The organism is Micromonospora sp. NPDC048839 (assembly GCF_040649915.1).
Lineage (GTDB): Bacteria > Actinomycetota > Actinomycetes > Mycobacteriales > Micromonosporaceae > Micromonospora.
This window is the reverse complement of sequence record NZ_JBEZGL010000004.1, coordinates 196,364-211,961: the sequence shown is the minus strand read 5'-3', so window position 1 is coordinate 211,961 and position 15,598 is coordinate 196,364. Positions and strand designations below refer to the sequence as shown.

General features: G+C 71.4%; 1 protein-coding gene. It reads right to left on the bottom strand.

Annotation, left to right across the window (positions count from 1 at the left end; all coding sequences use genetic code 11):
• Positions 1-105: 105 nt before the first annotated feature.
• Positions 106-15,402 carry a toxin glutamine deamidase domain-containing protein gene (locus AB0C25_RS09715; protein WP_357371385.1) on the bottom strand — a complete coding sequence of 5,099 codons (15,297 nt, stop codon included), beginning with the start codon at positions 15,400-15,402 and terminating at the stop codon, positions 106-108.
• Positions 15,403-15,598 lie beyond the last annotated feature (196 nt).

Below are 15,598 nucleotides of genomic sequence, written 5' to 3'. Positions count from 1 at the left end.
TCGGCGCACCGAGGTTCGTTCTCGACCCGTGCCACGTGCTCGCCTCCATCCACGCCCGACGGTGTGCCGGACGTGCCTGTCAAACGAGACGCGACCCCGAGTCGTTCACGGTGTCTCCGGTGCCTCGGCGATGAGCAGGATCAGCCGGTCCACCTCGGGGAGACCGATGTCGCCGCGCTCGCCCTGGTGGCTCAACCGGCGGATCCAGTAGTTCCGGGACGTGGAGTCGAGGTGATCCACCGTGTCCCGAATGATCAGCTCCGCCGCGTCGACGTCGTCACCGGCGGCACGACCGAGGGCCGTCAGCATCGCGACGTCGGCCGCGGGCGGGCCGGCCACCTCGATGAGTCGGTGCAACCTGTCGTACTCATTCAGGTCGGCCTTGGCCACCAGAGCGCGAAACGCGTCCTGGCGGGCCTCGGCGCCGTCGGCGGCGAGCAGCGCCAGCGTCTCATTCCCGAGGCCCGCACTGGCGAGGTCGATGACGGTGGCCGCGGCCTGGCGCGCGGCCTCGCCGCCACCGCCGACCGTCTGCCAGGGCGGGGCGTCGAAATCGTCCGGCAGGAGGTTCTCCTGGAGGAAGGGGACCAGCTCCCGGCCGCCGTCGACGGCGAGGATGTCGTTGAGCGGTTGCCACTCCCGCATCGCGGTGTCCCAGGTGGGCGCGATCAGCCAGATGCTGATCAGTGGCATCGAGATCTCGGCCGCGAGAGTCAGCAACGGGTTTCCGGGACCCGGGGCACCCACCACGACCCGAGTGTGGTTCAGCGACGTCAGCTGCCTGGCCCACTGGGCCCGCTGTCTGACCGTCAGGTGTCGGCGGGCCGGCTCGAGCGCGTCGAGCGCGCCCGGCAGGTCGTCGGCGAGGGCTCGGCTGACGGCTTCGAACAGCGGTGCCGTGACCGGGCGCGCCTGCCCTGTGGTGGTCGGCCCGGCCTCCGGCAGCGGTACGTCCCGCAGCGGTGGTAGGTCCTTCACCTCCAGGTACAGGTCGCGGGCCAGGCCGGCGAGTTCCTGGTACCACACACGGGCCTGCGCGACAGTGCCCCGGCGGGCCCCGTAGGACCGCACCTCCACCACTCCGAGCTCGGCCGACAGGCTGCCGTCCGCCGTGTCCAGCTCGTCGTGCGTCGTCATCCCGGGGAACACGTGCTGCTGGTCGACCAGTTTCCCGTGCAGCGCCGAGAGCAGGTACATCATCGGCGACATCAGTGGTGCGGCGCGGGACGCGGTCCAGGGCTGTTGACGGCTCGACAGCCGCACACCGACCCCCGCGCCGGCCACGGCTCCGAGCTCGTCCAGGTAGCCGTTGTTGTGGTCGAGGTAGAACTGGGCGAAGCGGTTGTGGATCGCGTCCGCCTGATCGCTCAGATAGAGCCGCGCCCACCAGGGCAACTGTCGGACGTAGAGGCCCAACGCGGGCCGGGACAGGGCGGCGACGTGTGCCTTGGTCAGGCTCATCGGGGCGAGCAGGTATTCGGCGGCCCCGGCCGTGTGCGCGTACACCAGCGCGAGCACACCCTTGATCGCGTCGAGCACCCGGGCGCTGGGCACCTGACCCGCACCGGCGAAGTACCGCAGGACGTGCTCTGCCTCGCGATCACCGAAGGCGACCCCGTCCTGCTGGTTCTCCTTCGTGCGATAGGCGAGCAGACCGAGCGGGGCCGACTCGTAGGTGACAGAGCTGTCGCGCCAGGTGCGCTCCCCGACGTGCGCCAGGAAGCGCGACAGGCGCTCGATCGGCGTACCCATCGAGATGTGCCAGTGCCAACCACCCTCGTCACCTCGCGGTGGCGGACCGATCGTCCCGCTGGCCGCCGGTTCGGCCACCACCTCGGCGGAGGCGAGAGTCGCGGGCAGGGCGACAGTGGGCAGGCCCGCAGGCCCCTGGACCGCCTCGAACCGGTCCTCCAGCTCCTGCAGCTGCCGCCAGAAGTCCTCGGTGTCCTCGATCCGGCCCTGCTCGCCGGGAAGGTTGCTGATGATTCCGGTGACCAGCTCGGGCACGGCGATCCACGCCGGGTCGCCGGCGGCCGGATCGTCGGGGAGCACATAGCCGCGGGGCTCGCCGTCCTCGGCCTCCTCGGCCGCGTGGTGCAGCTGCTTCGTCTCCACCTCGATGTGGAAGCTGCCGTCGCGGGCGCGGGCGAGAATGCTGCCCGACCGCGCCCGCACCATGGCGTCGATGTTGAAGTCCATCGGCATGGTGCGTTCACCCTCCAGCCCGCCGCCGCGATACCCCCTACTGGCGACCGGGTCCACCAGGGCCTCGGCCAGCGATCGCCGGGACGTGCCGCCGCCGCGGACCACCCCGTCCGGACCGATCACCAGCGCACGAGCGTGGACATCCGCGTCGTGCTCCTCCGGCGTCTCCTGCGGCGCGCCCACCCGCGGCAGCGCACCCGGATCGGTCAGGTTCAGCCACAGCACACCCTCGTCCGCCGTGTGATACGCGGCGTACACGTGCCCGAACCCCGACCGCGTCCGTTCCACCAACACCACCGCCACCGACCGCTGACCGAGCCCCTCCGCGCCCAGACGCGCCATCAACCCGTCCCACCCGTCGAACCGCTCCCAGTCCTGCCGATCCCCCAACCACGCCTCCGCCGGCCGGCCAAGATCCGAGTCGTCCCGCGTTCGGGGCACCCGGACCGCGTGCGCCAGGGGGCCACCCGGAAACAGCCGCGACACCAGCGCCTGCCCCACCGCGAGACAGTCCGCCACCGTCATCCGACCGGCCGGATCGACCACACGGCCCGCCGCGACGACCTCGTCGAACAACCGACGCAGCCCGTCACCGGTCAGAGCCCGCGACCCCTGCCCGGGTACGCCCGTCGGCCCTGACCGCGTCTCGCCGTTGGGGGCGACCCGTCCGCTGAGGTGGAAGAGCCGGGCCAGGTCACGTCGGTGCGCCGGACCGGTCCCGACCTGGTCGATCAGGGCGCGCGCGGCGGACGGGCGGGCAACGGCGCTGGGCCGCGACGCTGCCGTCATCGAGGTGGGGTCCACGGCCCGTACCGCCGCCACCAGGGCGAGTTGCGCCTGGATGGTGCCGAGGTCCAGCCGCGCGGCGGGAATCTCCGCGACGATCGCGTCCGGCCTCAGCAGGAGGCCACCGGGTGGCGCGTGGGGGTCGGCAGTCGCGGCCAGCAGCACGCCCACCTCCGCCGCGTACCCGTCGACGAGCGTCGACAGGCCCGATGTGTCGCCAGCGGGGTCGAGAGCGGCCTCGATGCCACCGCGCACCTGCCGCACGCCGGTGGAGCGCAGGTGGCGGACGATCTCCCGCAGATCGGTCCAGGTGTCCGAGGAGTCGTCGGTGATCCGCATCGTGACGGCGCTGCCGTCGGGCGCGATCGTGACGTTCTCCGGCCGACGCAGCCGCGCCGCCACGGCGACGCCGTCGACCGACGTGCGCGCCGGATCCGCCGGGTCGAGACCGAGGGTCAGGGTCAGCGCGGCGTCCGCGCCGGGCGCGAGGCCGGACAACACACCACGGGTGCGGTACGGGATGGGATCGTCCCCCACCTCGAGGCGGCGGCGCACGTCGTCTCCGACGGCCCGGAACTCGTCGGGATGGTTGACGAACCCGTCGGCCGGCCACCGGTCCTGGGCCGGCGTGCCGGTCTCTTCCTCGGCCGACGTCCCGGCCAGGTCCACGGCGGCGTCCACCGCTGACGGCAAGACCGGCGGCGGTGGCAAGGTCGGCGGCGCGGCCGGATCGGGTACGCCCTCGGTGGTGGCCACGAACCGTATCCGGGACGGATCCGGGGGCGCCGTCGCGGGCTGGCCGGTCTGTTCGTCCCAGTAGGTGGGCTCTCCGTCGACGTCGCGAAACACGTTGAACGCGTGCGCCACCTCGCCGTCTGCGCCGTTGACGACCACGATGCCGGTGGCGCGGTCCGGCGCGTTGCGCACCGCCTCGGTGATCGCGTCGAAGCCCGCGACGTCCCGTAGCGGCCGCCCGGCGTACCAGGGCAGAACGCCCACCTCGGTCTCCACCGACTCCGGGGCGACGAAAGTGCCCTGGCCTCGCGTGTGTAGCCGCTGGTCCGTCACGATCGACGCGAAGATGCAGTTCGTCCGCGAGATGGTGGCGTCCGTACCGTTCCCGCGCAGATACGGGTGCCTGGTCAGCACCTCGCTCGCCACCCGTGGCGGACCGACACTTGTCCACCCGCTGCGGTCGGCAGGCGTCGCACCGGCCAGGTCGCCGCGCCCCGCCGGCCCGGCGGAAGAGCCGGCGGAAGGACCGGCGGAGGGGCCGGCGGAGGGGCCGGCGGAGGGGCCGGCGGACGTCCTGGAATCCTCCGGTTGGGCCCAGCGCACCTTCCGCTGCCGTGCCGTGCCACCGGCGTTCCCGCTGTCGTCGGCCTTCCCGATGCCGCTGGCCTTCAGGACACCCCTGGGCTTCCCGACACCACCGGCGATCCGCGCGCCCTCGTACTCCTGGTGGTCGGGCGGTAGCGGTCTGCTGGCCGACGGCGCCGACAGGGACACCGGTTGCGACTCCGTGCGCACCGGAGCTTGCGGTCGGACGTCCGGTCCGTTTCGGCGGCTCAGCACGTCGGTGAGGTTGTGCGAGGGGAGCTCCCCGTGGAGCCGACCGCCCCGGAACTCCTCCCAGTTTCGAAGTGATCGCAGACCATCGCGGACGTCCTCGTCGGTGTAGCCGAGCGCTTGGCCGTCCTTGTCGATCACGACATGCCGGTTCGCGAGCACGGGACCGACCCAGCCGCGAGACAGCTCCTCGACGAACGACCGGTCCGTACCGGCCACCACGATCAAGAGGGACTTCCGGGAGACGCCCGCCGTTTCCAGCGTGTCCAGAACCTGCGCGGCCGTCCGACCGCCGATGGTGCTCGTGCCGTCCACGGTGATACCGCGGCCGATCACCATCGGCGCGTCCGGCTGCGCCGGCAGCCCTTCGATGGCGGCTACGTGCGTGTCGCGGTCGGCCGCGCCCGGCAGGTAGACGCCCGCGTCGACCCCCTCGCCGGGGTCCACCAGGACGTACGGTATCCGGGTCTCCACGGTGGCGGCGAGCAGCCGGGTCCGCGTGGTCTGGCTCCCGACGGAGGAACCCGGGCTCAGCCGCTCGGCGAGGGCGTCGATGGACCCGCCGAAGCCGGCCAGGTCCTCGACCCATTTGGCCGCGTCGCCAACGCTGCGGCTGGCCTGGCGGACCGTGTCGACGATGCCGTCCCAGATGACGCTCGGCACCGTCGAGGTGTTGCCGGTGATCTCCAACAGCACGTCGCGTTGGCGCAGTACGACCGGGTGCTTCTCCTCGAGGGAACCGGTCTTGGCCGGCGCGAAACGCCGGCCTCGCCGGTCCGACCAGCGCAGTTGCGTGCTTGCGCCGATGGTCTCGGAGCCGATGAACGACACACCCAGGATGGTGAAGTTGATGAAGCTCTGGCTGCCCGGGGCCGCGCCGAACTGCGGACGACCCGCGGAACTGGTGCCACCGCCGCCGTCGCCCGACGGGTCACCGGAGTCCAGTTGGCGCGACCTGACCGTGGGACTGGGTGCCGGCCGTACCCCGTCTCCCTGGTTCAGCGAGACGAGCGGGGCCAGCGCCACGGTCAGGCGTTGCTCGGCCTGACTGGTGGAGGTCATGACCGAGCCGACGATCGGGAAGTACTCGAACACCGTGACGGTGTCACGGCCAGGAGTGAAGTCGACAGGCGAATCGGAGTCGTCCGGGTCGGGCTCGTGCTGGTCGGCGGGAGGCCGCCAGGGTGACGCGGCGATCGTCTTGATGCTCAACGCTCCGTCGACACCGACACCCAGGTCTCCGCTCAGGAAGGTCTGTTCGACTCCGCCGTGTTTGAGCACCGAGTAGAGATTGCCCCCGCCGACCTCCCCGTCCACGAAATCGGCGAGTTCCCGCTGGTGCACGCCGGGTAGGACCTCGAACACCAGGGCCTGCAGCTTGGGGAGGGCGCTGAACCAGCTCACCCGGAACTCCGGTCCCAACCCTTCGGTGGGACGGAAGGACCGGAGCACGTCAAGGGTGAACGAGCCCACCTCGTTGGTCCGGGGGGTCGGGTTGATCCGCGTCCCGTGCAGGACCTCCCGCCCCGCCGGGTCGCCGAGCAGCACCGTGGCCGCGGGCGGGCGTCCCGGCCCGGTCGGCACCAGCGGCTGGGGGGAACCGTCGGCCGCCATGAACTCCAGTACGGCGCCAGCCTTCAGCCAGGGCCGCTGGCCCGCGCCGCTGTCCGGATTGGACCAGAGCGACTTCGCCCAGGAGAAGACGGTCGGGGTCACCGCCGCCATCAGCCAATCCTTGAGGGGCGTCACCTGCACGTCGACGCTGATCTCGAAGGGGTAGTACATGCGGGCCAGCCCACCCTTGGATTTGGTGATCACCCGCGGTTCCTGGCGGTCACGTTCAAGGTCGGCCTCGCCTCGCTGCCGAGACAGCTCGATCTGCGGGGCCGCGCCGGTCAGTCGCACCGGTTCGTTCCGCTGCGCCCTGGTGTGAACGGGGCCGGAGAGGCGGCCGACCTTCGACGTCACCCGCTGCGTCGCCTTGCCCCGGGACGTCAGGTGGGTCCCGTGCATCTCCATGTCCGACTCCGGCGCGGGTACCGGACCGAAGGGGCGACCGTTCTCGTCAACGGCGCCGGTCGCGGAGAGGTCGATCTGATGCGGGAGCCTCCGGCCGTGCAGCCGCATCTCGTCGTGGAGTGGGTCCGGGCGGGCGAGCAGTTTGTAGTCGACGATCATGGTGCCACCCAGGTGGGTGATCGCGCGTTCGAACCGCGCCACCACCACCGGGTGCGGGGACGGGCCGGAGCTGAAGTACCGGCGGATGTCGCCGCGCGTCACGATGCTCGACGCGTGGAGGGTGATCCAGTCGTAGAGCCCGGCCGAGTAGCTGTTGGAGCCCAGGGCGGTGGAGCCTTCGGCGTCCACCCCGACGTTGCGCAGCGTGTGGTGGAGCAACTCACGGCCGGCGGGAAGCCTGATGTCCAGCACCGAGGTGTCACCCAGGCCCAGCCGCTGGCTGATCCGTCGTGGTGGGTAGACGGCGTCCGCGCCCGGCTCGTCGCCGGGCTCGGGCGGCAACAGGTCGAGGGCGGCCTTGACCTGGGCGTGCAGCGCGGGGGGCAGACCCGCGATGAAGTCGTCGGGCCGGCGGAAGTCGTCCGGCCTGCCATCCACGTCCGCGAAGTCGGCGACGTCGGGCCAGGACCGTTCGAGATCCCGCCAGATGGTCGCCATGTCGAGGATGCTGACCAGCACCTGGATGCCGTCCTCGACGTCGATCGCGCTGACCGACGCCGTCGCCGGCAGCGCGGGCTCCCACACTCCGCCGAAGAGTGAGCGGAGGCTGTTCACCAGGTTGCGGGAGGCGCCGGTGAAGGTGCCGACCATCGTGACCGGGATGATGATCGTGTAGGTGCGGGCGCTGATGTTGTTGATCCGGTAGTCGGTGCCCGCAAGCGTCTTGGTCTCGCTGACGCGAGTACGCACGGCCGCGAGGAACGCGACACTCGGAGCATTGCCGTGCGGGTGCACGACGTTGGCGCCGCCACTGTGGTACCGCGCCTCCTCCCGGCTCCGGGTGAACCCGCTGGTGCCGGTGACCGGGATCCCGTCCTCGAGATAGAGCTCGTAGTCGCGGGGCTGCGGCACGTACCGGGGCACATCCCGGACATAGGCCTGCAACTCGTGCCGGCCCTCCACGTCGGAGAGCAGGCCCGGCTCGAATGCCTGCTCGGAGGAGTGCGCGCCGCGCAGGATCACGTCCATCACCGCCAGCAGCCGCTCCTCGCTGGTGAAGACCCGGCGGGTGTGCGCGGACAGGGTGGTCGGCCATCCGGGGTTGTTGCCGAACAGCTTCGACCACCGCCCGACGATCTGGTCGGGAAGCCTGCTGAGCTGTTCCAGGAGTGGGGCGAACTGCCTCGTGGCGAGCTCCGCGAACATCGCGTCGAGCGCGGCGCTGCCCCGGACGGCGTCGATGCCCGCGAGGTTCGGCAGGGTGGGACCGGCCTGCAGCATGGCCCGGTCGAAGTCGGTCGGGGCGCGGTGACTGATCGGTTCACGCCGGGTCGAGGCTGTGGTCAGCACCCGCATGTCGGGCACCCACGCCTCGTAGGAGACGGGTTGGTGCCCCGGTGTGAACTCCTCGTCCGGTGTGTCGTGGCCCTCGTCGTAGGCCTCGGCGCGCAGGCTCGTCGAGAGGACGAACTTGTGCATCGCCTGGTCCTGCTCGGTGTCCAGGACCACCGACCGGCCAGGGACCTGGCCGTTCACGATGGCCGTGGTGTTCTCCCAGGTCTTGCCGATCACGGTGCCGCTGAGCACCGAGTTCGTCCAGCCGGGCAGCAGGTTCTTCAACCACTTGCGGACCGGCAGGCTGAGGTTGGCGTCGAGAGCGGCGCGTTTGGACCGGAACATCGACCGGAAGCTGTCCAGCCGGAAGAACGAGTCGATCGTCATGTTCGCGCCGAGCTCGTCGGTGAGACCCTCGTACCGTACGTCCGGGTCCTGATCGCTGGGAACGTAGTACTTGATCCATTTCCGGTGCGTCCCGGAGGCGGTGAGCTTGTCGTAGGGCACCCAGAGGCCGGTGCCGCGCAGCGCACCGATCATGCCGACGCGGTGCGCACCGGAGCTGGTCTCCAGCAGACGCCTGTGGTTCTTGGCCAACAGGCCGGTGCCCGGACCGGTCTTCGGGAGATACCCCTCGCCGCGCAGGTACTCCTCCACCTGACGGTCCAGGTTCGGTCGCGGATCGGCGGCGGTCCCCTGGGGGGCGACGGTGAAGTTCTTGTAGACCACCATGCCCGGCCCGTCACCGTCGACGACGCCCCGCGGCGGGTGGCGCACCTGGTCCGCGTCCCGGAGCGTGTAGGGCAGGTATCGCACCCGGGCGCCACGGCCGGCGGAGCTTCCGGTCCACGTGCGGGAGGGCGGCGAGCTGTGCTGCTCTCTCCCACCGGTGAGCAGTTCCAGCTTCCACCGCATGCCGACGTCCGCGACCATGCCACGTCGGATCGCCTTGGTCGCCGTGGGGTCGGGTGCCAGACCTGGTCGTTTCGGGTCGGGTTCCCGGCCGGACCGGAACCCGCGGCCCACGAACGAGACCGCCCCGCTGTTGTGGCCGATGGTCACACCGGTGCCCAGGCCGAGGGTGACCGCAGGACCGCCCGACCAGAACGTGCCCGGAATCCTGGTCTCCTCGTCAGGTGCCGTCAGCAGGGTGACGCCGCCGGTGACCGGCAGGTCGAAGGCGTTGCGCAGCACGACCGATCCGCGCTCGGTCATCTGCGACTCGCTCAGAAACTCCAGCGAGTTCTCACTCGCCCGGGTGACGATGCGGCTGGTGTCGTCCTTGACCGGCTCCATCGACAGGCGCAGGATGCCGAGCAGTTTGCCGTTCGCGTCGTGGATCGGGTCGGTGTACGCGCCTCCGTCGCGCGCCCGCTGGAAGACGTTGTGCATGTTGCCGTGCCCGGCGAAGCTGAACACGTGCTTCTGCGACCTCGTGTTGAGCGTCCCCGGGCGGTGCCGCCGCCGGGCACCGAGGCGGCGTCCCCGGCGGGGCGAGCGCACGACCCTCGCGTCACGCGCGGCGCCCCGGCCGCCGGCGGCGGCCCTCCTCTGGGCGCGCGCCTCCGCGACGAGACCGGGCAACTCGTGCAGGATGCGCAGCGGCAGGTCCGTCGGGTCGTGCAGCGTGTCCAGTGACATCGGGTACGTGGCGAGAGCCACCTCGTCCGCCACCGTGGTGTCCGCCGGCGGGTCCGGTACGGCGAGGTGCTGCGGAAAGAACACCACCAACCGCTCGCGTACGGTGTCCGACCCCAGGTCGCCCTCAAGGTCCTCCTGCCAGGGGTCGTCCGGATCGTCGAGAGTGGGCCGACCCGGGGGCGTCACCAGCCGGGGGAGGCGGGCGGCCGGCTCCGCCGTAACCCTCATCTCCCAGGTATAGAAGTGTGCCAGTCCTGGCTCCCGCAGTCGCTCGATGGTCGCCGGTCCCGTGCCGGTTTCGACGAAAGCGGTGCGGGTCTGCCGGTTGTGGGTCAGCCGGGGCACCGCCGACACACTGAGCACCCGCAACGGGCCGGTTGTCCCCATACCCAGGAACTCCTGGATGGGCAGCGGCAGGTCCCGGTAGTTGATGTTGCTGTGGCTGCTGGTGGAGGAGACATCCGAGAAGCGCCGCTTCTCGCCCTGAGTGACCTCGGGTGGCGGGTACGCCGGATTGAGGTCCCGCTCGTCGTGTCGGGTGAGCGTCGAGTGGAACGTCAGTCGCACCGCGTGACGGCCGCTTCCGACCACCCGGACGGCGCCACTGCGCCCGGTGGAGGACGGCAGGTCGTCCACGAGCGCCATCGGTGTCGTCAGGCGGGCGATGTCGCTCTGGATCTCCGCGTCCTGTGTCCAGTGCCCCAGGGGGCGGACGGCAGCTATCGCCAGCTGCCGCATCCGAGCCGCGGCCTGCTCGGTGATCACGCCCTCGGCGCCGATGCTCAGGAAGCTGCGCTCGCCCTCGGTCGAGTCACGATCGCCGAAGATCGTCAGGTCTGAATCGCGCCCGTCGGCGATGTCCTGCCACTCGTCGCGGGCCTGTCGGGCATCATCGGCTCGCGCAACGGCCGCGTCCCGCGCCAGACCGGCGTCCCGGGTCGCCTGGGTCAGGCGGGTCGTGGTGTCCGCCAGGTCCTTCTCGGAGGGCAGGCGCGCGGCCTCCGTACGCAGCAGATCCCGTGCCGCCCCGGCCTCGTCCCGGCTCGCCGTGGCTGCCTCGGCGGTGTCCCTGTTCTCGGCGTGCTTCTCCTCGGCACGGTGCAGACGTGCCCGCGGGCCGTCGTCCCCGGCCAGGGTGGCGCGCTGCCTCCGCAGGCTCGCCGTCACCGATTCCAGGCTCTGGTCCGTCACGGTGATCGTGGCCTTGGCCTTGGCCAGGGCGGCGTCGGCTGCTCTGCCCCTGCCGCCCTGTTGCCGACCCTCCCGAGCGATCACCTCGAGCCGATTGTTGAGCGTGGACTGCTCCTCGATGAGGTGGATGCGGCGCCGTTGGCCGGCGGCACGCTCATCCTGGGCGAGCCGCGCGAGGCGCTCCTGGCTGAGGTTGCCGAGCTGTTCGTCGACCTCCTCCAACCGGTCCTGCACCGTGTCCCGCTCGTCCTCAAGCCTGGTGATCTCGGCTTTCGCGGCGGCTCTGTCGGCTTCGGCCTCGGCCCTGGCCCGCTCCGCGTCGGCACGCGTCTCCCGCAGGACGTCGTGCTGCCGCTCGGTCTGCGCGAGCTGCTCGGTCGCGGTCGCAAGCGCCTTCGCCGCCGCGGCCACCCCAGCCTGACTGGCCTGTAGCGCCTGCTCCGCCGCATCGGTCTGCCGCTGCCGGTCCCGCACCTCCTGCTCGGCGTTCGTCAGGTCGTTCCTGGTCTGCGTCGCCGCCCGCACCTCGTCGCGGTGCTGCCGCAGTTTGGTGTCGGCGTTGTCGGCGAGCCACTGGGCGTCCCGCTGCCCGGGATCGAGAACCGCACTCAGCAGTTGCCCGGTCTCCCGGAGCGCCGCGATGATCTCCGGATTTGTGTAGAGCCGGCCGTCCTCGGGATGGTCGGCGACGACCTCGGGAACACGGGGGGTAGGGGTGGATCCGTCGTCGCCGTCCCGAGCCGGGCCCCGGCTGTCCGTGTCCCCACCACCGCCCCGACCCGAGGATCCCCCAGCGCCACCACCCCGACTGTCCGCGCCCCCACCACCGCCCCGACCCGACGGCCCCCCAGCGTCACCGCCAGGGCTCGTCGACGAGCCCTGGCCACCGGCGTCACGGGTGTTCGACGACGCCTTGCCCTTCCCCTTGCCCGTCGACGTGTCGTCGTCGTCCGAGGTCGACGACAGCAGCATCGCCTCGACCGGCGGGAGCAGGCTCTGGTCATCGGTCAGCGCCAGCAACTGGCCATGGGCGATCCGATAGTCGCGCACCAGGTCGACAAGGCCAGCCCTCAGCGTCTGCTCGGGCATGCCGGTCATGCCCGCCTCCAGAGCGGTGAGTCTCATGTCGAACGCGGTCACGGCGGCGAAGGCAGCCGACGAGCCAGGCTGTTGCAGAGCGGCCCTGATGTCATCGACCCGCTCGTCCCGCAGCGACAGGAACGCCTGCACGATGTCCTGCCCGTTGCCCGGCAGCGCCGCCACCAGCTGCGCGGCGTCGTCGACGCGGGCCATACCCACGGTGTACGTCGGCAGCGGGCCGGACGAGCGCGGGGTCACGTCCGGGCCACCTGGTTCGGTCGGCGCCTCCCGCAGGCGTTCCACCGTCGGCACGGTCTCCACGCCGGTCGCCCGGTTCACCTCGTAGCGGGCGTGGTCCACCTGGAGCAGCGCGTCGCGGAAGTGCTCGCGTGCCGGCCCCGACCGGCTTTGGTCCGAGCTCACCACTCCGGCGAGCGACTGCCGGGCCGCGTCGAGGACCGCCCTGGCGGTCTCCACCTGCTCGGTCCGGGCCGCGCCCTCCGCCGTGCCGGTCTGGTCGGTCAGCGCCTCCCGCAACGCCGACTCGATCGGACCGGTCAACCCGTCGAGGTGGTCCAGAACATCCTGCGCGGCGCGCCGCACGCCGTCGACCGTCGCCGGCACCAGATGGTCCACCCCGACGACGGGGTTCGTCTGCACACTCGTCACCGTGTACACCCGCTCGTGGACCGGCTCGTGGACCGGCTCGTGGGCCGCCGCCGACCGGTCTCCGCCCACCACCTCCGGACGGGTCATGTCGACAAGCGTGTCGACCGAGGGCAGGTGCGCGACGCCGGTGACAGTGCGGACCTGTTGGGACGCGGTGTCGTAGGCGGCCAGCACCCTCGCGGTGTCGGCCCTCGCCTGCTGCTTGGACAGGCTCGGCAGCGACTCCGCCAGGTGCGTCAGTGACTGCTGGACCGTCTGGACGGCGTCGCGGGCAGCCGCCACCTCCGTGGCACGATCCGGCGGCGACGCCTGAAGCGCGCCAATGATCGCGTCCTGCGCGCTGTCGAACGCGGCCTGGGTGTTCGCCACCACATGCGACACCTCCTGGGTCGACGACGTCAGCAGGCGTTCCATTCCGCCGCTGCGGGTATCGCTCCTGCCCAGCGACGCCTCAGCGGACCGCGCCAGGGCCGGGTGTTCGCCGTCCGACCGGTCGGCGGTGAGTCCCGGCGCCTGCTGCCTACCGGGGTCCGAGACGGTCCGCACGTCGGATGAGCTGCCCGACTCCGTGGTCGCCCGGTCGGCTGCGCCCGAACCCGCACCCCCGAGCACCGTGACCGGAGGCCCCGATCGGGCGGCGCCGCCATCGAGCGCCTGGCGCGCCTCCCCCGCGACTCGCTGCTGCCCATCCCCCCGGGCACCGCCCGCGTCCCCCACCGGTGACGCCGGGCCACCCATCGACGCCGGGCCGCCGACCGACGCCGGGCCGCCGACCGACGCCGGGCCGCCGACCGACGCCGGGCCGCCGACCGACGCCAAGCCACCGACCGACGCCGGACCACCGTCGACCCGTTCCGACCCCGTACCACCTCGGGAAGCGCCGTCAGCGGCATCGGCCTCGGGGGCTCCGGTCGCCGGCTGGCCACCGGTGATCTGCTCACCGGCGGCGCGAGCGCCGTAACCCTCCGCGAACCCACCTGACTGGCCACCAACCGTTGTCTCGGCCGAGATGCCAGCCGACGAGCGGCCGGCACCCTCGTGAGAGCCGCCGAGGGAATGACCATCGAGACCGCCGCCCGGCCGGCCAATGGCACTGTCGCCGGCGGCCCCATTCGTTACGCCCTGGCCCGCGAAGCGCTGTGCCGCGCCACCGTCCGCACCACCGTTCGTAACACCACCGCTCGCCGCGCCACCAGCGACCACACCAGCGTTCGCCGCGCCACCGCTCGCCGCGCCACCAGCGACCACACCACCGCTCGCCGCGCCACCGTTCGCCGCGCCACCAGCGACCACACCACCGCTCGCCGCGCCACCGTTCGCCGCGCCACCAGCGGCCACACCAGCGTTCGCCGAGGCGCTGGCGGTCCCGGCCCCATGACCGGCGGCTTCGCCGCTTGTCGCATGGACGCCGGAGCCTGCCGTGGTGCCCACCGAGGCGCTGGCAGCCCCTGCGTTCGATGACGCCTCCGCGTTCGCTGTGCCCAGCCCGCCGGACCCCAGCCCAGCGGCCCGGCCGGTGCCGATGCCGGTGTCCCCCGGGAGGGACTGCCGGGCGGCACCGGACTCACCGGCCTGGGCCGGCGCGTTTCCTGTCCCCACGACGCCCTTCTCGTCGCCGACCAGAGTTTCGGTGTCCCAGTCGGCGATCTTCTCGGTGCCGATCACGCTGTTGGCCGTCGAGGTCACCTGGGCGTCGTCCGCGCCGACCCCGCGGTGCCCGTCCGGGGCCTTGTCATCGATGTACGGCGTTTCGTGCTTGCCCTCGACGCCAGAATTTCCACTGCCGTGTCGCCCGTCTCCCTCCGGCGACAGGGTGTACGCCTTCTCGTCAGACCCGTCGAGGCTTGGCAGGTTGAGACCATTGAGCAACTGCCCCGGAGTAGCGGCGTTGCCCTCGTACAGACCACCGACGAACGCGCTGGTCGCCGTCCCCCACTTCCACTCGATCGGCGCTCCCACCGCAACCTGCCCGGCCGCCTCGGCCGGCATCGCCACAGCCGCCTGCGCCCCGCCCTTGGTGAAGAGCGCACCCGCACGGAAAGCGCCATCGGTGATGTAGAGGGTGCCGTCCACGCCGACCCGGTCGACCTTGGCGATCCTCCTCGCCGCCCAGTCGACGACATTGTCCGCGGCGAAATTGGTGACACCGGCGACACCGGCGGCGATCACCGTCTGAATGAGGGCCTTCTTGATCGCATCCCAGTCGATGCCCTCCCGAACCCCGTCGGCGTCCTGCGCGGCCTGAATGACGATCATCAGCAGCGGCTCCTGCGCGATCTCCTGCCCGACCTCGACGAAGAGGTTGCGAAGAAGCGCGGTGATGATGGCGCGGAACCCACCAACCACAAGCGGAATCGCCAACGCCCCGAACAGCGACGCAATGAGCCAGGCCAACTGGATGGCCAGCAGCGCCAACTGCACCACCAGCATGATCTTTTTTTCCTGAAGCTCGGCCGCGCCGTTCTTCAGGTCCTTGCGCATGCTCTCCGCGGTCGTCCGCAAACTACCGAGATACTTGATGAGACTGTCCAACGACTCCGTGACACCGTCGGCGAACCTTCCGGTCAATACGTCCGGCACCCGGGAACGCTGATCCACAAGCGTCTCCTGGGCGGCATCCAGGACATCCCGAAGGTTCTCCCACTGCTCGGAATGCGCCCGCATCCCGCCCTCACTACCCGTCGGCCACGTCGCCCCGACGAAGAAGTTCAGGATGTGGTTCAACCAGTCGGGAATCGGAGTGTCCATGCCGGGCCGCTCCCGCTATCGGGTGGTCGACGACAGCGCGCTGCCCTGCACCGAGGCATCGGCGCCTACCCCGCTGCCCACCGTCAGGTCGCCGACCCATCGCAGTGACAGCGCTCGCATCCCCGCTCCACCCCCCTGTCACACCCGCACCGGACGAGCATGCGACGGCGACCGTCGACCCGGCCGTTTTCGCGGC